This window comes from Streptomyces sp. NPDC058157, from assembly GCF_042884105.1.
Classification (GTDB): domain Bacteria; phylum Actinomycetota; class Actinomycetes; order Streptomycetales; family Streptomycetaceae; genus Streptomyces.
Window position 1 is genome coordinate 1 of the sequence record NZ_JBHVUQ010000069.1, and the last position, 20,484, is coordinate 20,484.

The following is a 20,484-nucleotide window of genomic DNA, read 5'->3' on the forward strand; positions in this document are numbered from 1 at the left end:
AGCGCCGTTGACAGGCCGGCCCGACGCGGAAGGACGATGAGACTGGCGGGAAACCCCCAACCCTTCTCCGAGACCGCCCCGCCGGGACCCCGCCCCCACCCACCGGCCCACACCCGGGGAGGCGGGTGGGCAGACACCGGCGGGCGATGGCGTGCCCGCATCACGCCCCCGGCGCCCCCGCCCCCGACGGCGCCGCCGGCTCCCGGGCCGGCTCCGCCGGGAGGCGCCTGCGCCGGCGGTGTTTCAGCAGGGCCCACGGGCCGCGGGCCGCCGTGACCTCCGTGCCCGGTTCGCCCGCCGCCGCCGAGGCGGCCTCGGCCACCGGGAGCATGTCCTCGTTGCGGGAGACGTCCAGCCGGTCCGACTCGGGCCACACGCCCAGCGCCGCGCACAGGGTCGGCAGGACGGCCATCGCCGCCGTCGCGTAGCCCTCCGCCGAGGGGTGGTAGGAGTCGGGGCCGAACATCTCCCGGGGGTTCGCCGCGAACTCGGGGCCCAGCATGTCCCCCATCGAGACCGTCCGCGCGCCCAGCGCGACCACCCCGATGGTCTGCGCGGCCGCCAGCTGCCGCGACACCCGCCGGGCCATCCACCGCAGCGGCTGGTAGACCGGTTCGATCGTGCCCAGGTCGGGACAGGTGCCGACCACCACCTCCGACCCGGCCAGCCGCAGCCGGCGTACGGCGGCCGTCAGCAGCCGCACCGACTGCGTCAGCGGCATCCGCCGGGTCACGTCGTTCGCCCCGATGATGACCACGGACACGTCCGGCGCCGGTCCGTCCCCGTCCAGCAGCAGCGACACCTGGCGGTCCAGGTCGTCCGACATCGCCCCCGACAGCGCCACGTTCCGCAGCTCCACCGGCCGCTCCGCCACCGCCGCCAGCCCCGAGGCGAGCAGCGCCCCCGGCGTCTGGCGGGCGCGCCGTACGCCGAGCCCCGCGGCCGTCGAGTCGCCCAGCATCGCCATCCGCAGCGGCCCCGGGCTCAGCTCCGGCCCGCCGAACTCGCCGCCGTACAGGCCGTCCGCGCGCGGCGGGTCCGGCAGGCCCGTGCCCACCGTCCGCTTGGCGAACTGCACCTCCGCCAGCACCAGCCCCACCGCGGCCACACCGACCAGCCCGAGTCCGCCCCCGCCGTACGCTGCCCCCGCCGCGATCCGGCGGGCCGTTCTCGCTCTGGACACCTCTCAGGCCACCTCCTCGGTCGTGTTGACCTTCCTGCCCCGTACTGCCGGTCGGCCAATCCCTTTCCGCATACTCTGGCCGGACCTCCCGGAGAACCCGTGGAGTCCCCTTCTTGGAGAACATGGTGCAATTCCACGACTCGATGATCAGCCTCGTCGGCAACACCCCGCTGGTGAAGCTCAACCGCGTGACCGAAGGCCTGCAGGCCACCGTGCTTGCCAAGGTCGAGTACTTCAACCCCGGTGGTTCCGTGAAGGACCGGATCGCCGTCCGGATGATCGAGGCCGCCGAGGCGAGCGGTGCCCTCAAGCCGGGTGGCACCATCGTTGAGCCGACCAGCGGCAACACGGGCGTAGGACTCGCCATCGTGGCCCAGCAGAAGGGCTACAAGTGCATCTTCGTCTGCCCTGACAAGGTGTCCACGGACAAGATCAACGTGATGCGCGCGTACGGCGCCGAGGTCGTGGTCTGCCCGACCGCCGTCGACCCCGAGCACCCGGACTCGTACTACAACGTCTCCGACCGCCTCGCGCGCGAGCCCGGCGCCTGGAAGCCGGACCAGTACAGCAACCCGAACAACCCCCGTTCGCACTACGAGACCACCGGTCCCGAGCTGTGGGAGCAGACGGACGGGAAGATCACGCACTTCGTGGCGGGCGTCGGCACCGGCGGCACGATCTCCGGCACCGGCAACTACCTCAAGGAGGTGTCCGGTGGGAAGGTCAAGGTCATCGGCGCCGACCCGGAGGGCTCCGTCTACTCCGGCGGCAGCGGCCGTCCGTACCTCGTCGAGGGTGTCGGCGAGGACTTCTGGCCCACCGCCTACGACCCGAACGTGACGGACGAGATCATCGCGGTGTCCGACAAGGACTCCTTCCAGATGACCCGCCGCCTCGCCAAGGAGGAGGGCCTGCTGGTCGGCGGCTCCTGCGGCATGGCGGTCGTCGCCGCGCTGCGCGCCGCCGAGGGCCTGGGGCCGGACGACGTGGTCGTCGTCCTGCTGCCGGACAGCGGGCGCGGTTACCTGAGCAAGATCTTCTCGGACGAGTGGATGGCCGGTCACGGCTTCCTGGAGGAGGCCGGTCCGGCCGCGCGCATCGGCGCCGTCCTCGCGGACAAGGAGGGCGGCATCCCGTCGCTCGTCCACATGCACCCGGAGGAGACGGTCGGTCAGGCCATCGAGGTGCTGCGGGAGTACGGCGTCTCGCAGATGCCGATCGTCAAGCCGGGCGCCGGCCACCCGGACGTGATGGCCGCCGAGGTCATCGGCTCGGTCGTCGAGAAGGAGCTCCTCGCGGCGCTGTTCGCGCAGCGGGCCTCGCTGGGCGACCCGCTGGAGAAGCACATGAGCGCGCCGCTGCCGCAGGTCGGCTCCGGCGAGCCGGTCTCCGAACTGATGTCCGTGCTCGGTGAGGCGGACGCGGCGATCGTGCTGGTCGAGGGCAAGCCGACCGGTGTGGTGAGCCGTCAGGACCTGCTGGCGTTCCTGGCGAAGACCGCGAAGTAGTCCTCGAAGCGGTCCTCGAAGCGGTCCTCGCGCGGGGCCGCGGTGCCGGGGCCGGGGTCTGTTCCCGGCCCTTGGCGCAAACGGTACGGTCCCGACACGTCGTGGCAGCACGCGCTTAACACGGCACCGGCACAGTGGTGTCGTCGGCGGGGCCCTCCGGGGTTCGGGGGTCCGGTCGGCGACATGTGCGGTGCCCGTGCGCCTCCGGAGCGGCTCCCGGAGGGGCGGGGTGCCCCAGGACGCGGACGGCCCTGACCCGGCCCGTGTCCCCGGCGGGGCCGCCGTCGTCCCGCCCTCCGGGCCTGGCCCGGGGGTACGGCGGCCCCGGCCGATCCCTCCGGGGCTGCGCGGTGTTCCTCCCCGCCCAGCCCCGGCCTTTCCGCGTTCCTCCCCCGCGGTCGCCGGCTCGGCCGGCGCCCGTATCGCGGGCACCGGGTTGCCGTCTTGCATAAGCGCATGCAGAGTGCACCCTGACTGAATATCTCACTCGGACGGACGGAGGGGCCCGCGGTGAGCGACAACCCGGCCGCGCGGTTGCAGAAGCTCTTCGAGGGGCACCGGCTGACGCCGACCCAGCGGCGGATCGCGCACTGCATGGTGCGCGGCGCGGCCGAGGTGCCCTTCCTGTCGAGCGTGGAGCTCGCCGAGCTGGCCGGGGTGAGCCAGCCGTCGGTGACCCGGTTCGCGGTGGCCCTCGGCTTCGACGGGTACCCCGCCCTGCGGCGGCACCTGCGCGAGGTGGCTCCGGCGGAGCCGCCGCGGGCCGCGCGCGAGGAGTCGTACAACGAGTACCAGCAGGCCGTCGAGGGCGAGATCGAGAACCTGCGCCGGCTGGCGACGATGCTCGCGGACCCGGCGCCGGTGGAGGAGGCGGGCCGGCTGCTCGCCGGGTCGGCCCCGCTGCCGGTGCTCGGGCTGCGGGCGGCGTCCTCGCAGGCGCGCGGGTTCGCGTACTTCGCCGCCAAGGTGCACCCGGACGTGCGGCTCCTCGACGAGGGCGGCTCGATGCTCGCCGACCGGATCGACGCGGCGGCCGGCGCCGGGGCCTCGGCGCTGCTGTGCTTCGCGCTGCCCCGTCACCCGCGCGAGGTGGTGGAGGCCCTGGAGCACGCCCGGGCGGCCGGGCTGACGACGGTGACGGTGGCGGACTCGGCGTTCGCGCCCGTCGCCCGGTACTCGGACCTGCTGATCCCGGCGCCGGTCGGCACCGGGCTGGCCTTCGACACGGCGTGCGCGCCGATGCTGCTGGGCCGGGTGCTGCTGGAGGCCATGGCGGACGCCCTGCCGGACGCGCAGGCGCGGCTGGAGGCCTTCGACGCCCGGGCCGCGGCGCGCGGGCTGTTCGTGGACTGACGGCCCCCGGGGGCGCGCGGAGCGCTACAGCAGGGCGTCCCCGAAGCCGCCGCCCGCCTCCGCCACCAGTTCGGCCGTCGTCTGCGCCGGGCGGGCCAGGGCGAAGCGGACGGTGTCCGCGGGGCCGGTGGTGAAGCCGTGGACGGAGGGGCGCGGGAGGCTGTTGTAGCCGTAGTGGGCGGTGAAGAAGTACGCCCCGGTGTCCGGTACGGCGATCAGGTCGCCGGGGGCGAGCTCGGGCAGTTCTCGGGCGGTGGCCAGGAGGTCCCCGGCGAAGCAGGCGGGGCCCGCGACGTCCTGGGCGACCGGCGGGCCGGTCTTCGGGGCGCCCTTGGCGTCGTAGGGGAGGATCCGCAGGGGCCAGGCCGCCGGGGCGTAGACCGTGCGGGTGGCCACCTGCACCCCGGCGTGGGTGAGGGCGATGGGGCGGCCGCCGGCGGACTTGGTGTACTCGACGCGGGCGAGGACCGTGCCGTGCTTGGCCAGCAGGGACCGGCCGAACTCCGTGACCAGCCCGTACGAGCCGTCGAACAGGTGCGGGACGGCTTCGCGCAGCGCGGCCGCGTACTCGGCCCAGGTCGGGGTCTGCTCGTCGGAGGCGAAGTTCACCGGCAGGCCCCCGCCGATGTCGAGGGTGTCGATCCGGCGGTGTCCCGCGGCCCCGTTGATCTCCTCGGCCAGCGCGTGCAGCTCCCGTACGCCCCGTGCGATCAGGGGCAGCGGCAGGCCCTGTGAGCCCGAGTGGGCGTGCAGCCGGGTGATCCAGGGCCGGTCCAGGCAGGCCCGTACGAGGCGTGCGCGGGCGCCGGGGTCGCGCAGGCCGATGCCGAACTTCGAGGTGGCGGTGGCGGTGGAGAGGGCGTCGATGGTGCCGGCGCCGGTCTGGGGGTTGATCCGTACGCCGACGGGCGAGCGGGTCGGGGCCGCCGCGATCAGGGCGTCGAGCCGTTCCAGCTCCTGGTGGTTGTCGGCGTTGACGGCGATCCCGAGGGCCAGGGCCTCGCGGAGCTCGCCGGTGGTCTTGGCGGGGGAGTCCAGCACGATCCGCCCGGCCGGGATCCCGGCGGCCCGGGCCAGCGCCAGTTCCCCGGAGCTGGCGACCTCGCAGCCCAGGCCGCAGTCGGCGAGCAGCCGCAGCACGGGGACGAGCGGGGCGGCCTTGGCGGCGAAGGCGTGCAGCACGGGCGTCCCGGGGGCGGTGGCGGCGGCGAAGGCCCCGGTCAGGGCGGCGGCGGAGGCGCGGATCCCGGCGGTGTCGAGCAGGCAGACCAGCGGCTCGGCGTCCAGCAGCCCCTGCTCCACGGCGGCCCGCACGGCCAGGTCCCGCCGCCGGGCGGCGTCCCGTTCCGCCGCGTTCCCGTCCCCGGCTGCGTCCCGTAAGGCGTCCATGTCGCCATCCCATCATTCCGCCGACCCGCGCGCAGCTGTTGACTGGATCTATTCAAGGCGCCAGGATGTGAATGGATTGCTCAACATTCGGAGGAGGCACCGCCATGTCAGGACCCCGCCCCGTACGGGCCGCGCGAGGCACCGAGCTCAGCACCCTGGGATGGCAGCAGGAGGCCGCCCTCCGGATGCTGCAGAACAACCTCGACCCCGAGGTCGCCGAGCACCCCGACAAGCTCGTCGTCTACGGCGGCACCGGCAAGGCGGCGCGCGACTGGCGCTCGTTCGACGCGATGGTCCGCACCCTGCAGACCCTCAAGCAGGACGAGACCATGCTCGTCCAGTCCGGCCGCCCGGTCGGCGTGATGCAGACGCACGAGTGGGCGCCGCGCGTCCTGCTCGCCAACTCCAACCTGGTCGGCGACTGGGCCAACTGGGAGGAGTTCCGCCGCCTGGAGCACCTCGGCCTGACCATGTACGGCCAGATGACCGCCGGCTCCTGGATCTACATCGGCACCCAGGGCATCCTCCAGGGCACCTACGAGACCTTCGCCGCCGTCGCCGCGAAGAAGTTCGGCGGCACCCTGGCCGGCACCATCACCCTCACCGCCGGCCTCGGCGGCATGGGCGGCGCCCAGCCGCTGGCCGTGACGATGAACGACGGCGTCGCCATCTGCATCGACGTCGACCCGCGCGCCATCGAGCGCCGCATCGAGCACCGCTACCTGGATGTCAAGGCCGACAACCTGCGGCACGCGCTGCAGCTGGCCACCGAGGCCCGCGACGCCCGCAAGCCGCTCTCCATCGGCCTCCTCGGCAACGCCGCCGAGCTGCTCCCGCAGATGCTCGCCGAGGGCGCCCCGATCGACATCGTGACGGACCAGACCTCCGCCCACGACCCGCTCTCCTACCTCCCCGTGGGCGTCGACTTCGACGACATGGCGGCCTACGCGGCCAAGGACCCGGCCGGGTTCACCACCCGCGCCCGCGAGTCCATGGCCAAGCACGTCGAGGCCATGGTCGGCTTCATGGACGCCGGCGCCGAGGTCTTCGACTACGGCAACTCCATCCGCGGCGAGGCCCAGCTGGCCGGCTACGACCGCGCGTTCGCCTTCCCCGGCTTCGTCCCCGCCTACATCCGCCCCCTCTTCTGCGAGGGCAAGGGCCCCTTCCGCTGGGCGGCCCTGTCCGGCGAGGCCTCGGACATCGCCAAGACCGACAAGGCGATGCTGGAGCTGTTCCCGGAGAACGAGTCCCTGCACCGCTGGATCAAGATGGCCGGCGAGCGCGTCCACTTCCAGGGCCTGCCCGCCCGCATCTGCTGGCTCGGCTACGGCGAGCGCGACAAGGCCGGCGAGCGCTTCAACGAGATGGTCGCCGACGGCACCCTCGCCGCCCCGCTGGCCATCGGCCGCGACCACCTCGACTGCGGCTCGGTGGCCTCCCCGTACCGCGAGACCGAGGCCATGCTCGACGGCTCCGACGCGATCGCCGACTGGCCGCTGCTCAACGCCATGGTCAACGTCGCCTCCGGCGCCTCCTGGGTCTCCATCCACCACGGCGGCGGCGTCGGCATGGGCCGCTCGATCCACGCGGGCCAGGTCACGGTCGCCGACGGCACCAAGCTCGCGGGCGAGAAGATCCGCCGCGTCCTCACCAACGACCCCGGCATGGGCGTCATCCGCCACGTCGACGCCGGCTACGACATCGCCGAGACCGTCGCCGACGAGCGCGGCGTCCGCGTCCCCATGCGGGAGGGTGACGTCTGATGACGAGTGCGGGCGATCGTCCCGCTGGGCGGGACGGGTGGGCGCACCCGGACCACCGGCGTGCAGCCGAACCGCGAGCGGGCTCCGTGGCGGGGGCGGACACGCCGTCGCCGGGCGCGGGTTCCGTTGCGCCCACCCGTTCCGCCCCAGCGGAACGACTGCCCGCAACGGGCTCGTTCCACGCCATGTGGGACGAGCTCCGTCCCATCGGCCGGCACGCCGACAGCGGCGGCTACCGCCGCTTCGCCTGGACCGGGGCCGACCGGGACTGCCGGGCCTGGTTCCAGGCGCAAGCCGAAGGGCGCGGCCTCGCCTACGAGGTCGACCGCAACGGCAACCAGTGGGCCTGGCTCGGCGACCCCCTGGCCGGCGACGCCGTCGTCACCGGCTCCCACCTGGACTCCGTCCCCGACGGCGGGGCCTTCGACGGCCCCCTCGGCGTGGTGTCCTCCTTCGCCGCGCTGGACGAGCTCCGCGCCCGCGGCGCGGCCCTCACCCGCCCCCTCGCCATCACCAACTTCGGTGACGAGGAAGGCGCCCGCTTCGGCCTCGCCTGCGTCGGCTCCCGGCTCTCCGCCGGGCAGCTGACGAAGGAGAAGGCGTACGAGCTCCGCGACGCCGACGGGACCACCCTCCCGCAGGCCATGGAGCGCGCCGGCTACGACCCCGACGCCATCGGCGCCGACCCCGAGCGCCTCGCCCGCATCGGCGCCTTCGTCGAACTGCACGTGGAGCAGGGCCGCGCCCTGGACCTGTCCGGCGACCGGGTCGGCATCGCCTCCGCGATCTGGCCGCACGGCCGCTGGCGCTTCGACTTCCACGGCGAGGCCAACCACGCCGGCACCACCCGCCTGGTCGACCGCCGCGACCCGATGCTCACCTACGCGGCGACCGTCCTGGCCGCCCGCCAGGAGGCCGCCCTCGCCGGGGCCGTCGCCACCTTCGGGAAGATCTCCGTCGAGCCCAACGGGGTCAACGCCATCCCCTCCCTCGTGCGCGGCTGGCTCGACTCGCGGGCCGCCGACCAGGCCACCCTCGACACCGTCGTCACCGCCGTCGAGAAGGCCGCCCGGGAGCAGGCCGAGCGCGACGGCATCGACCTCGCCGTGGTCCGGGAGTCCTTCACCCCGGTCGTCGAGTTCGAGCACGCCCTGCGCGACGAGCTGAACCGGATCCTGGGCGGGGCCGTCCCCGTCCTCGGCACCGGGGCGGGACACGACGCCGGAATCCTCTCCGCCGCCGTCCCGACCGCGATGCTGTTCGTACGCAACCCCACCGGCGTCTCCCACTCCCCGCGGGAGTTCGCCGCCGAGGACGACTGCACGGCCGGAGTCCTCGCCCTCGCCGACGTACTGGAAGGCCTCGCGTGCCGATGACCGCGCAGAAGACCTACTGGCTGGAGCACGCCTGGCTCGGCGAACACGTCGAGCCGGGCGTCGCCCTCGGCGTATCGGCCGACGGCCGCATCGCCGAGGTGCGCACCGGGGCCGACACCCCGCCCCCCGGCGCGGAGGTGCTGCGCGGCCTGACGGTCCCGGGCCTGGCCAACGCCCACTCCCACGCCTTCCACCGGGCGCTGCGCTCCACCGTCCAGGTCGGCTCGGGGACGTTCTGGACCTGGCGCGAGGTCATGTACGCCGTCGCCCAGAACCTCACCCCGGACAGCTACTTCGACCTCGCCCGGGCCGTGTACGCGGAGATGGCGCTGGCCGGCATCACCAACGTCGGCGAGTTCCACTACGTCCACCACGCCCCCGGCGGCACCCCGTACGCCGACCCCAACGCGATGGGCGAGGCCCTGATCGAGGCGGCCGCGGCGGCCGGCATCCGCATCACCCTCCTCGACACCGCGTACCTGGCCGCCGGCTTCGGCGAGGCCCCCAACGCCCACCAGCGGCGGTTCTCCGACGGCACGGCCGAGGCCTGGGCCGAGCGGGTCTCCGCCCTCAAGCCCCGCGAGCACGCCCTGATCGGCGCGGCCGTCCACTCCGTCCGGGCGGTCCCGGCCGGCCAGCTGGCCACCGTCGCGGCGTGGGCGCAGGAGCGGCGGGCCCCGCTGCACGTGCACCTGTCCGAGCAGACGGCGGAGAACGACGCCTGCCTCGCGGCGCACGGCCGCACCCCGACGCAGCTCCTCGCCGACCACGGCGTGCTGGGCCCGCACACCACCGGTGTCCACAACACGCACCTGACGGACGAGGACATCGCCCTGCTCGGCGGCACCACCACCGGCACCTGCATGTGCCCGACCACCGAACGCGACCTCGCCGACGGCATCGGCCCGGCCGGCCGGCTCCAGCGTGCGGGCAGCCCCCTGTCCCTGGGCAGCGACAGCCACGCGGTGATCGACCTGCTGGAGGAGGCGCGGGCGATGGAGCTGAACGAGCGCCTGCGCAGCCGGACGCGCGGCCACTGGACGGCGAACGCCCTGCTGACGGCCGCCACCGCCGACGGCCACGCCGCCCTGGGCCGCCCGGACGCGGGCCGGCTGGAGGCGGGCGCCCTCGCGGACTTCACCACCATCGCCCTGGACACCGTCCGCACCGCCGGGCCGCTGCCCCGCCTCGGCGCGGAGACGGCCGTCTTCGCCGCCTCGGCCGCCGACGTCCGCCACACGGTGGTGGGCGGCCGCCACGTGGTCCGCGACGGCGCGCACACCCTGGTCGGGGACGTGGCGGGGGCCCTGTCCGAAGCGATCGCCGCCGTCCGGGGCTGAGGCCTGGAAATCCCCCGCCCCGCCCTTCCTCCGTTCCCGCCTCGATCGCCGGCGGGGCTGCGTTCAGCCCCGCCGGCGATCGAGGCGCGGAGGTCCGGGGCGGAGCCCCCGGTTTGAGAGGAACCCATGACCACCACCGCCATCACCAGCATCGGCAGCCTCGTCACCAACGACCCCGCCCTCGGCGACGGATCACCCCTCGGCCTGATCGAGAACGCCGCCCTCGTCATCGACGGCGACACGATCGCCTGGGTCGGCCCCTCCGAGAAGGCCCCGTCGGCCGACACCGCGTTCGACGCGAAGGGCCGCGCCGTCATCCCCGGCTTCGTCGACTCCCACTCCCACCTCGTCTTCGCCGGCGACCGCACCGCCGAGTTCAACGCCCGCATGTCCGGCCGCGCCTACTCCGCCGGCGGCATCCGCACCACCGTCGCCGCCACCCGCGCCGCCACCGACGCCGAGCTGGAGGCCAACCTGGTCCGCCACCTCGACGAGGCCCTGCGCCAGGGCACCACCACCTTCGAGACCAAGTCCGGCTACGGCCTCACCGTCGCCGACGAGGCCCGCGCCCTGCGCATCGCCTCCGCCCACACCGACGAGGTCACCTACCTCGGCGCGCACATCGTCTCCCCCGACTACGCCGACGACCCGGCCGGCTACGTCGACCTCGTCACCGGCGAGATGCTCGCGGCCTGCGCCCCGTACGCCCGCTGGGTGGACGTCTTCTGCGAGAAGGGCGCCTTCGACGGCGACCAGGCCCGCGCCATCCTCACCGCCGGCGCCGCCGCCGGGCTGATCCCGCGCGTCCACGCCAACCAGCTGTCCTACGGTCCCGGCGTGCAGCTGGCCGTGGAGCTGGAGGCGGCCTCCGCCGACCACTGCACCCACCTCACCGACGCCGACGTGGACGCCCTCGCGCAGGCGTCCGCCACCACCGTCGCGACGCTGCTGCCGGGGGCCGAGTTCTCCACCCGCGCCCAGTGGCCCGACGCGCGCCGCTTGATCGACGCGGGTGCCACCGTCGCCCTGTCCACGGACTGCAACCCCGGCTCCTCGTACACGAGTTCCATGCCGTTCTGCATCGCGCTCGCCGTCCGGGACATGCGCATGACCCCCGACGAGGCCCTGTGGTCGGCCACCGCCGGCGGGGCGCGCGCCCTGCGCCGTACGGACATCGGCCGCCTGGCCCCCGGCGCCCGCGCCGACCTGGCCCTCCTCGACGCCCCCAGCCACGTCCACCTCGCCTACCGGCCGGGCGTCCCGCTCGTGTCGGCGGTCTGGAACCGCGGGGTGCGCGCGGCCTGATCCACGGCGCCACGGCCCGGCACGGCGTTCCACGGCCCGGCGGGCGGTCCTTCGGGGCCGTTCACGCCGGGCCGTCCTTTGTCTTCCCTCCGTAAGGTCCCGGGCGTACCTTGAGCCACCAATCTGACATGGCGTCAGTAAGCCGTGACCCGTTACCCGTGACCCGTTACCCGTAACCCGTTCCGTGGCCCGAGGGGAAGACGAAGGTGTCCGACCGGAAACGCTCCACCGCGCTCGCGCTGGCCTCCGCGCTGGCCGGATCCGCCGTACTGCTCGCCGCCCCCGCGGCCCACGCCGACGTGGTCGACGTCGAGTACAAGTGCCAGACCCCGATCGGGGACAAGTCGGCGGTCTCGCCCATCGACATCAAGGCCGTCAAGGAGGGCGACGGATACAAGCTGACGATGTCCTTCCAGAAGGGCGTCTCCTCCAGCCCCATCGAGCTCGGCAAGGGCGCCATGAACCCCAGCGCGGTCATCATGGCCGGGGGCGCCGAACAGGCCTCGATACCGGTCTCCGGGGCCCCGAACGCCGAGGCCGCGCCCGCCAACACCCCGATCAAGATCAGCGACCTGTCGGGGACCTACACCCCGAAGAAGGGCGGCAAGGTCACCTTCACCGCCGGGGTCCTGACCATCAAGGCCATGGGGACCACGACCACCTGCACCCCCGGCAACAGCCCCAAGCCCTCCCTGGAGCTGGACGTGACCGCGGCCGCGGGCGCCGCCTCCGACGCGGCCCCCGACGCCACGCTCCCGCAGACCGGCCCCGCCGACTCCGCCCTGGCCTTCGGCACCCTGGGTGCCACCGTGGCCCTCTCCGGCGCCGCCGGGATGCTCTGGCTGACCCGGCGCGGCCGGCGGGCCCAGCGCACCCCGTCCTGAACGGAGCGCCCGCCCGTGCCGCTCCGCACCCCCACGCCCCGTGCCGTCGCGTCGCGCATCCGCGTGCCCCGCGCCCTCACGCCCCGCGCCCTCACGCCCCGCGCCGTCGCGCCGCGCATCCGCGTGCCGCGCGCCCTCACGCCCCGCGCCCTCCGGCGCCTCGCCGCGCTGCTCCTGCTGGCCGCCGCCACCCTCCAGGGGACCCCGGCGGCGGCCGACGGCGGCGGCGAGCCCGGCTGGACCGCCGCACCGGCCTCGGGGAACGCCGCCGGCGCCCCACGCCCCTCCTTCTACCTCGCGGGCCCCGCCGGCACCGTGCTGGAGGACCGCCTCACCCTCACCAACACCGGCGACCGGCAGCGGGTCGTCACCCTGCGCGGAGCCGACGCCTACAACGCCCCCGGCGGGGCCTTCGCCGTCCGCCCGGCCGACGGGACCCGGGGCGCCGGCTCCTGGATCAGCTTCGGCGCCGCCGCCACCGTCACCCTCCCGCCGCACACCCGCGCGGTCGTCCCCTTCACCGTCACCGTCCCGCCCGCCTCCCCGCCCGGCGACCACCCCGCCGCGGTCGTCGCCGCCGAGGGCGGCCACGAGGCGGGCGTACGGGTCGACCTGCGCGTCGGCGGCCCGGCCCTGGCCGCCCTCACCGTCGAGGACGTCTCCGTACGCGGCCACGGCGCGGCCACCGCCGTCGCCTACACCCTGGTCAACCGGGGCAACGTCGCCCTCACCCCGGCGCTCGCCCTGCACGCCGAACGCGGCCTCGGCGGGGCCTCCGCCCCCCGTACCGCCCGCGCCCTGCCGCTGGAGCTGCTGCCGGGGCAGCGGGTCGCCCTGACCGAGCCCTGGCCGGACGCCCCCGCCCTCGACCGGGTCTCCCTCAGGCTCACCGTCACCGCCCCCGGCGCCGCACCGGCCACCGCCACCGCCACCGCCTGGTGCGTGCCCCCAGGGAGCGCTGCCTGGGCCGGGGCCGGCCTCGTCGTGCTCGGTGCCGCCGTGCTGGTCCTCGTACGGGCCCGGCGGCGCGGGCCGCCCGGGGAGCCGTCCGGGGAACCCGTGCGCCGGCAGGCCCCCGCCCCGCGATCCGAACCCGAGCTGACGGGAGCGTCCACGTGAGCCGCACGCCCGGCCCGAGGGCCGTATCCCGCGCCGGGGCGGCACTGGCCGCCCTCGCCCTGGCACTCCTGCCCGCGGCCCCCGCCCCCGCAGCCGAGGGGAAGCCGGCCGTGGCGCTCTCGCAGCAGGAGGCGGCCAAGGGCACGGAGCTCACCGCCACCGGCACCGGCTGGCCCGCCCGGACCCTGGTCATGCTGCTGGTCTGCGGCCAGAACATGATCGGCGGCACCAACAGCTGCGCCAACGCCGACGGGGTGGCCGTCTCGGTCGCCGCCGACGGCCGCTTCACGGCCCGGCTGCCGGTCGCGGAGCCGCCCAAGCCCTGCCCGTGCGTGGTGAACGTGGCCTCGGTCAACGGGGACCGGTCGACCGTCGCCGTCCCGCTGAAGATCACCGGCCATCCGGTGGCCGACCTGCCCGCCGAGTCGGGGACCGCCCGGCTCGCGATGCTCACGGGAGCCCGCCTCAAGGGCGAGGACGGGGTGCTGACCTGGTTCGGGGCGCCGCCGTCGCGGAGGTTCACCGCCACCGTCGGCAACCTCGGCTCGGCGCCGGTCAAGGACCCGGTCTTCCAGCTGGGCATCGCGCACGGGGTGTTCGCCCCGCAGTGGGAGGAGGCCCGCTGGAAGGGCACCATCCCGCCCGGCGGCAAGGCGGAGGTGGGCCTGGACGTGGAGCTGCCGGCGGGCGCGCACGGGGACTACACCGTCTCGCTCAAGTACGGGGAGACCGTCCTCGCCACCCAGCCGTGGGGCGTGGACCGGCCGTACGGGGTGCTGCTGTTCTGGGCCCTGCTGCTGGTGGTGATCCCGACGGCGCTGTTCCGGCTGGGCATGGCCGTCGTGGACCGTGTCCGCCCCCGGCCCGGGGCGCCGGGCCGCCACCGGGGCGCCGGGCCGGCCCCGGAGGGCGCCGCGGCGGTGACCGCCCGCCTCCCGAAGATCCCGGCCGCGGGGGCCGCCGGGGCCCCGGCGCCGCCCCTGCCGTGGTTCACGCCGGAGCCGCGGGAGGCCGCGCCCCCACAGACATCCGCACCGTCTGAGAACCGTCCGACGACGAAGGGACATTCGTGAAGACCCAACGGAGGGCTGGTGCGGCCGCGGCCGCACTGCTGCTCGGCGGCGCGGGCATGCTGCTGGCGCCGAGCACCGCCCAAGCAGCCGTGATCGACGTCCAGTACGACTGCAAGACCCCTATCGGGGACAAGTCGGCGGTGTCGCCCATCGACATCAAAGGGGTGAAGGAGGGCGACGGCTACAAGCTGACGATGTCCTTCCAGAAGGGCGTCTCCTCCAGCCCCATCCAGCTCGGCGCCGGCGCGATGACCCCCAGCGCCGTCATCGTCGTGGACGGGGCTGAGAAGGCGTCCGTACCGGTCACGGGCCCGGCCAACGCCGAGCCCATCCCCGCCAACACCCCGATCAAGATCAGCGACCTGTCGGGGACCTACACCCCGAAGAAGAGCGGCAAGGTCACCTTCACGGCCGGGGTCCTGACCATCAAGGCCATGGGGACGACCACCACCTGCACCCCCGGCAACAACCCCAAGCCCTCCCTGGAACTGGACGTGACCGCCCCCGGCGGCAGCACGGGCGGCACGACCGGCTCGACGACCACCGGCGGCACCACGGGCGGAAGCACCACCGGTGGCGCCACGACTGGCGGCTCGACCACGGGCGGCGCCACGACGGGCGGTTCGACCACCGGCGGCGCCACGACGGGAGGCTCCACGGGCGGCGCCACGACGGGAGGCTCCACGGGCGGCTCCACCACCGGCGGTACCGGCGGCCAGACCGACTTCCCCGGCAAGGCGGTGGACGTCACCTACGACTGCGGCGCCGTGGTGCCTAATGGAATCAAAACGCCGGTGACCATTAGCGCGAAGAGGAACGGCGGCGACTTCGCCCTCACCGTCAAGACCGCCAAGGGCGCGATGGCCAGCCCCATGCAGCTCCCGGCCGGCGCCCTCAAGCCCTCGATGGACATCAAGCTCGGCGGCGCCGACAGCGGCACCGTCAAGGTCACCGGCCCGGCCAACGCCGAGCCGATCCCCAACGGGGCGCCCGTGAGCCTGACCGACATGACCGGCACCTACAAGCCGGGCAAGTCGGGCAAGGTCACCCTCACCCCCGACCAGCTGACCATCGACGTCACGATGGCCCCGGGCTCCACCCCGATCAACGTGCCCTGCAAGGCCACCGCCAGCGGGGTCTCCCTGGAACTGGACACCACCGCCCAGCCCGGCGGCTCCGGCTCCACCACCGCCGGCCCCTCCACCGGCGGCTCCTCGGCCGCCGCAGCGGGCGGTCTCGCCGAGACCGGCGCCCAGGACGACGGCGGCGTCAAGGCCCTCGCCCTGGTCGCCGGCACGGTCATCCTGCTCGGCGGCGCGGTCTTCACCTTCACCCCCTGGCGCCGCCTGCGCGGCACGAGGTGACGGGGTAACCCGCCCCGCAACGGACGAAGGCCCGGCACACCATCCGGTGTGCCGGGCCTTCACCAACCACTACGGGTGCGTCAGTGCACGTCGCCCATGAGCGCCTGGACCTTCTTGCGGTACGTGTACACCGCAAAGCCGGCCAGGACCGCGGCGGCGGCCTGGAAGCCGATCACCCACGTGCCGTTGAGGTCGACGCCGCCGATGGACAGGAGGCTGGTGGTGCAGTCACCGGCGGTGACCGCGAGGAACCAGACACCCATCATCTGGGAGGCGTACTTCTGCGGCGCCATCTTGGTCGTGACCGAGAGGCCGACCGGGGAGACGCACAGCTCACCGATGGTCTGGATCATGTAGATCGTGACGAGCCACATCGGGGAGACCTTGGTGTCGCCCGTCGCCATGCCCATCGGGACGATGAAGACGAAGAACGAGGCACCGATCAGGACCAGACCCATCGAGAACTTCACGATGGTGTTCGGTTCCTGGTTCTTGCGCGACAGCCACAGCCACAGCCAGGCGAAGACCGGGGCCAGCGCCATGACGAACAGCGGGTTCAGCGACTGGTACCAGGTGGCCGAGAAGGCGAAGCCGAAGACGGTGTCGGCGGTCTTGTCGTCCGCGAACAGGGACAGCGTGGAGCCACCCTGGTCGTAGATCATCCAGAAGACGGCGGCGGCGACGAAGAACCAGATGTACGCGGTCATCTTCGACTGCTCGGCGCCCGACAGGTCCTTGTCGCGCTTGATGCGCGTCAGGACGGCGATCGGGATGAGCAGGCCGGCCAGGGTCAGCGGGACCAGGGCCCAGTTCAGCGTGTACGCGCCGAGGGCGACCACGGCGCCGTAGAAGACGGCGATGCCCAGGACGACGAGGACGACCTTGGTGAGGACGGCCTTGCGCTCCTCCGGCGTCAGCGGGTTCGGGACCTCGCTGCTCTTCGGGCTCAGGTTCTTGGTGCCGAGCAGGAACTGGGCGAGGCCCAGGCCCATGCCGAGGGCGGCGAGGGCGAAGCCCAGGTGCCAGTTGTGCTCCTTGCCGACCGTTCCGACGACGAACGGGGCGACGAAGGCACCGAGGTTGATGCCGACGTAGAAGAGGGTGAAGCCACCGTCACGGCGCGGGTCGTCCGGGCCGTCGTACAGGTGGCCGACCATCGTGGAGATGTTGGCCTTGAGCAGACCCGAACCGGCCGCGACCAGGACCAGGCCCACGAAGAACATCGCCTGGCCGGGGATCGCCAGGGACAGGTGACCGGCCATGATCACGAAACCGGCGATCGCGACCGTCTTGCGGGCGCCCCAGACGCGGTCGCCGAACCAGCCGCCGGGCATGGCCATGAGGTAGACCATGGACACGTACACGGAGTAGATGGCCGTGGTCGTCGCCGCGGTCATGGCCAGACCGCCGCCCTGGCTGCCCGTGGCGGCGTCGGCGCCGCCCGAGACCAGGTAGTAGACGAGAAGGGCGCGCATGCCGTAGTAGGAGAAGCGCTCCCACATCTCGGTCATGAACAGAGTGGCCAGGCCACGGGGGTGTCCGAAGAAGGTCTTTTCCGGCGCCGGAGTCGCCGAGTCCTTCGTCAGGCTGGAAGCCATGGTCGATCCTTGCTTGCTCGGGACGCCTGGCTTCGTGAGCTCATCAGCGCCCGGTGGGGGGCGGCCGGCACCGGCGACGGATGCCCCACCCCACGCCCTGGGGTGTCGTTCCCCGCTGTGACGGGGTGACGGAGCAGCCGTAACCGGGATCCACGCCCTGCACGCCTCCTCGCGCGCCGGGCCCGGCCCATAGGTCATTCACTGTCATCTGGGCCGGACGAGACCGACCAGAGCAGAATTTGAGGTTCTTGGCTCGGATTTGAGCGCAAATGTCCCCTCGATAGTGCATCGGGCGTTCCGCCACCATACGACAGGGCACCGATGCATATGGAAGGGCTTGAGATATGGATCACAGGGAACCTGGGAACCGATACGTCAAGTTCGAAGGCCGATAGTAGTCAATAACCCCAGTTCGAGAGGGGTACGCGGGCAGGCGCCTCCTTTCACCCGCCGCGGACTACCATCACCCACATGACGCGTGTACTGCTCGCCGAGGACGACGCATCCATCTCGGAACCCCTGGCCCGCGCCCTGCGCCGGGAGGGCTACGAGGTCGAGGTCCGGGAGGACGGCCCCACCGCCCTGGAGGCCGGACTGCAGGGCGGCGTCGATCTCGTCGTCCTCGACCTGGGACTGCCCGGAATGGACGGCCTGGAGGTGGCCCGGCGACTGCGGGCCGAGGGCCACGGCTTCCCCATCCTGGTCCTGACCGCCCGGGCCGACGAGGTCGACACGGTGGTCGGCCTCGACGCCGGCGCCGACGACTACGTGACCAAGCCCTTCCGCCTCGCCGAGCTGCTGGCCCGCGTACGGGCCCTGCTGCGGCGCGGCGCCAACGACGCCGCCCAGGCCCCCGCCACCCACGGGGTGCGCATCGACGTCGAGTCCCACCGCGCCTGGATGGGCGAGGAGGAGCTCCAGCTCACCGCCAAGGAGTTCGACCTGCTGCGCGTGCTGGTCCGCGACGCCGGCCGCGTCGTCACCCGCGACCAGCTGATGCGCGAGGTCTGGGACACCACCTGGTGGTCCTCCACCAAGACCCTCGACATGCACATCTCCTGGCTGCGCAAGAAGCTGGGCGACGACGCCGCCAACCCCCGCTACATCGCCACCGTCCGCGGAGTCGGCTTCCGCTTCGAGAAAAGCTGACGCCCGGGGGGCGGGGGCGGGGGGACGGGGCGCGTCCGCCCGTTGGGGCATGCTCTAGGGCATGCGCCGCCGTCTGATCAACTCCACCCTCGCCGTGGTCCTCGTCGTGATCGCCGTGTTCGGGGTCTCCCTCGTCATCGTGGAGACCCGGACCATCACCAGCAGCGCCCAGGACCGCATCGGGTCCGAGGCGCTGCGCCTGCTGGGCGTGGTCGAGGCCGACGCCCTGGAACACCGGCGGGTGGAGGCGGGCGCCCTCTCCGAACAGCTGGACCTCGGCACGTACGCCCGTATCTCCGTCCCCGGACAGCCGACCGTCGAGGTCGGCGACCGCATCGCGGACAGCGTCATCCGGGGTACCGCACGCGGCGAGCAGGGCGAGGTCGTCGTCGTGGAGGAGTCCCGCTCCACCGTCACCCGCGAGGTCGGGCGCACCCTGGCCGTGGTCGGTGCCGTGGCCCTGCTGGCCGTGGTCGCCGCCGTGCTCCTCGCCGTCCGCCAGGCCAACCGGCTCGCCTCCCCGCTGACCGACCTCGCCGAGACCGCCGAACGCCTCGGCTCCGGCGACCCCCGGCCCCGCCACAAGCGCTACGGGGTCCCCGAGCTCGACCGCGTCGCCGATGTCCTCGACGCCAGCGCCGAGCGCATCGGCCGGATGCTCACCGCCGAACGCCGCCTCGCCGCCGACGCCTCCCACCAGCTGCGCACCCCGCTGACCGCCCTGTCGATGCGGCTGGAGGAGATCACCGTCACCGACGACCTGGAGACCGTCCGCGAGGAGGCGAGCATCGCCCTCACCCAGGTGGAACGGCTCACGGACGTGGTCGAACGGCTGCTGACGAACTCGCGCGACCCCCGCACCGGCTCCGCCGTCCCCTTCGACCTCGACGAGGTCGTCAAGCAGCAGCTGGAGGAGTGGCGCCCGGCCTACCGCAGCGGCGGCCGGGCCATCGTCCGCTCCGGCAAGACCGGCATGCGGGCCGTCGGCACCCCCGGCGCGGTCTCCCAGGTCCTGGCGACCCTCGTGGAGAACGCGCTCATGCACGGCGGCGGCACCGTCGCCCTGCGCACCCGCGTCACGGGGAACCAGGCCGTCATCGAGGTCACCGACGAGGGCCCCGGCGTCCCGCCCGACCTGGGCAACCGGATCTTCGAGCGGGCCATCAGCGGCCGCAACTCCACCGGCATCGGCCTCGCCGTCGCCCGGGACCTCGCGGAAGCGGACGGCGGCCGCCTGGAGCTCCTCCAGAGTCAGCCGCCGGTGTTCGCGCTCTTCCTCAGCCGCACCGCCCCCGAGCGCACGGAGCCGGAGCGGACGGTCCGGTAGGACGAGGGACGTAGGACAGGGGACGGGGGACGGGCCTCAGCCCTGGTTGCCCGCCGGCTCCGGGGTCCGGGCGGCGACGGGCGCGGCCTCGTGCCCGTCGCGCTGCTCCACGACCAGCGAGGGAGCCGCGTCCGTCGGCAGGGCCTTGAACACCCACGTCCGGTACGACCAGAACCGGAAGACCGTCGCCACGCCCATGCCGAAGAACTTGAAGATGTTGTTCTGCAGCGAGCTGTCCAGCCCGAGGCCGTACGTGGCGACGTAGAGCACACCGCTCTCGATGACCATGCCGATCACGCTGAACAGCACGAACAGGATCATCTCGCGGCGGCGGCTGCCCAGGTCGCGGTCACGGTAGGTGAAGTAGCGGAACCCCACGTAGTTCGTGATGATGGCGACCACGATGGCTATCACGTTCGCGCGCACCGTCTGCAGGTCCGTGGTGGCGCGCAGCAGGTTGAAGACGCCGAAGTTCACCAGGACGCCCGCGCCGCCGACCGCGCCGAACTTGACGAGCTCCCGGGCGATGCCTCGGAAGCGCTCGGACAGCGGCAGTGCGTTCGGCGTGCTCATGTGATGGTTCAGTCCCTGTCAGTCGTCGTGTGAGTCGTCGTGGGAGTCCCGGGCGGGCCGCGGGCCGGTTCGCGGGGCGGGCCTTCGGCACCCGCCGGGCGTGTCACCCGATCTCGTCAACCCCACCATGTTAAGTGTCGCCCCGGGGGCCCCGGCGCGCCTCGCCACCCCTTGGGA

The 20,484-nt window shown here is 73.6% G+C and carries 16 protein-coding genes; 12 read left to right on the forward strand and 4 right to left on the reverse strand.

The window, feature by feature from the left end; genetic code table 11:
• Positions 1-160: 160 nt before the first annotated feature.
• A complete protein-coding gene (locus ACFVXK_RS18985) occupies positions 161-1,183 on the reverse strand; it encodes an SGNH/GDSL hydrolase family protein (protein ID WP_389613088.1) in 1,023 nt (340 codons plus the stop codon).
• Positions 1,184-1,308: 125 nt separating this feature from the next.
• Between ACFVXK_RS18985 and ACFVXK_RS18990 the strand changes: the two genes are divergently transcribed.
• Complete coding sequence (locus ACFVXK_RS18990) at positions 1,309-2,691, forward strand: cystathionine beta-synthase (RefSeq protein WP_389613132.1); 1,383 nt, start codon at positions 1,309-1,311, stop codon at positions 2,689-2,691.
• A gap of 510 nt (positions 2,692-3,201) precedes the next feature.
• A complete protein-coding gene (locus ACFVXK_RS18995; RefSeq protein ID WP_389613089.1) occupies positions 3,202-4,044 on the forward strand; it encodes a MurR/RpiR family transcriptional regulator in 843 nt (280 codons plus the stop codon).
• A 24-nt stretch (positions 4,045-4,068) separates the two neighbouring features.
• Here the strand turns inward: ACFVXK_RS18995 and ACFVXK_RS19000 are convergent, their stop codons facing one another.
• Complete coding sequence (locus ACFVXK_RS19000; protein ID WP_389613091.1) at positions 4,069-5,433, reverse strand: diaminopimelate decarboxylase; 1,365 nt, start codon at positions 5,431-5,433, stop codon at positions 4,069-4,071.
• A gap of 104 nt (positions 5,434-5,537) precedes the next feature.
• Between ACFVXK_RS19000 and hutU the strand changes: the two genes are divergently transcribed.
• From hutU to ACFVXK_RS19040, 8 genes are all read left to right on the forward strand, one after another.
• Positions 5,538-7,199, forward strand: a complete 1,662-nt coding sequence (gene hutU / locus ACFVXK_RS19005) for a urocanate hydratase (RefSeq protein WP_389613093.1) — start codon at positions 5,538-5,540, stop codon at positions 7,197-7,199.
• A gap of 185 nt (positions 7,200-7,384) precedes the next feature.
• Complete coding sequence (locus tag ACFVXK_RS19010) at positions 7,385-8,575, forward strand: allantoate amidohydrolase (protein ID WP_389613094.1); 1,191 nt, start codon at positions 7,385-7,387, stop codon at positions 8,573-8,575.
• Positions 8,572-9,915, forward strand: a complete 1,344-nt coding sequence (locus tag ACFVXK_RS19015) for a formimidoylglutamate deiminase (RefSeq protein WP_389613095.1) — start codon at positions 8,572-8,574, stop codon at positions 9,913-9,915. Before ACFVXK_RS19010 ends, ACFVXK_RS19015 begins: the two co-directional genes overlap by 4 nt.
• Positions 9,916-10,041: 126 nt before the next feature.
• Positions 10,042-11,220: an imidazolonepropionase gene (hutI, locus tag ACFVXK_RS19020; RefSeq protein WP_389613096.1), complete on the forward strand. Its 1,179-nt coding sequence runs from the start codon at positions 10,042-10,044 to the stop codon at positions 11,218-11,220.
• A gap of 206 nt (positions 11,221-11,426) precedes the next feature.
• The gene (locus tag ACFVXK_RS19025; RefSeq protein WP_389613097.1) at positions 11,427-12,104 is read left to right on the forward strand and encodes an LPXTG cell wall anchor domain-containing protein; all 678 of its coding nucleotides are present in this window, start codon (positions 11,427-11,429) and stop codon (positions 12,102-12,104) included.
• A gap of 15 nt (positions 12,105-12,119) precedes the next feature.
• On the forward strand, positions 12,120-13,223 hold the full coding sequence (locus ACFVXK_RS19030; RefSeq protein WP_389613098.1) for a hypothetical protein: 1,104 nt from the start codon (positions 12,120-12,122) through the stop codon (positions 13,221-13,223).
• Positions 13,220-14,296, forward strand: coding sequence for a hypothetical protein (locus tag ACFVXK_RS19035; protein ID WP_389613099.1), 1,077 nt, complete (start codon positions 13,220-13,222; stop codon positions 14,294-14,296). The genes ACFVXK_RS19030 and ACFVXK_RS19035 overlap by 4 nt, the downstream gene beginning before the upstream one ends.
• The gene (locus ACFVXK_RS19040) at positions 14,293-15,660 is read left to right on the forward strand and encodes a hypothetical protein (protein ID WP_389613100.1); all 1,368 of its coding nucleotides are present in this window, start codon (positions 14,293-14,295) and stop codon (positions 15,658-15,660) included. Before ACFVXK_RS19035 ends, ACFVXK_RS19040 begins: the two co-directional genes overlap by 4 nt.
• 80 nt (positions 15,661-15,740) lie before the next feature.
• On the opposite strand, the gene ACFVXK_RS19045 is transcribed toward ACFVXK_RS19040, so the two are convergent.
• Positions 15,741-17,258 carry a peptide MFS transporter gene (locus ACFVXK_RS19045; protein WP_389613101.1) on the reverse strand — a complete coding sequence of 506 codons (1,518 nt, stop codon included), beginning with the start codon at positions 17,256-17,258 and terminating at the stop codon, positions 15,741-15,743.
• A 471-nt stretch (positions 17,259-17,729) separates the two neighbouring features.
• Between ACFVXK_RS19045 and ACFVXK_RS19050 the strand changes: the two genes are divergently transcribed.
• Together ACFVXK_RS19050 and ACFVXK_RS19055 are read left to right on the forward strand one after the other, a co-directional pair.
• A complete protein-coding gene (locus ACFVXK_RS19050) occupies positions 17,730-18,407 on the forward strand; it encodes a response regulator transcription factor (protein WP_042812873.1) in 678 nt (225 codons plus the stop codon).
• A 61-nt stretch (positions 18,408-18,468) separates the two neighbouring features.
• On the forward strand, positions 18,469-19,734 hold the full coding sequence (locus ACFVXK_RS19055) for an ATP-binding protein (RefSeq protein ID WP_389613103.1): 1,266 nt from the start codon (positions 18,469-18,471) through the stop codon (positions 19,732-19,734).
• A gap of 36 nt (positions 19,735-19,770) precedes the next feature.
• On the opposite strand, the gene ACFVXK_RS19060 is transcribed toward ACFVXK_RS19055, so the two are convergent.
• The gene (locus tag ACFVXK_RS19060) at positions 19,771-20,307 is read right to left on the reverse strand and encodes a GtrA family protein (RefSeq protein ID WP_389613105.1); all 537 of its coding nucleotides are present in this window, start codon (positions 20,305-20,307) and stop codon (positions 19,771-19,773) included.
• Positions 20,308-20,484 lie beyond the last annotated feature (177 nt).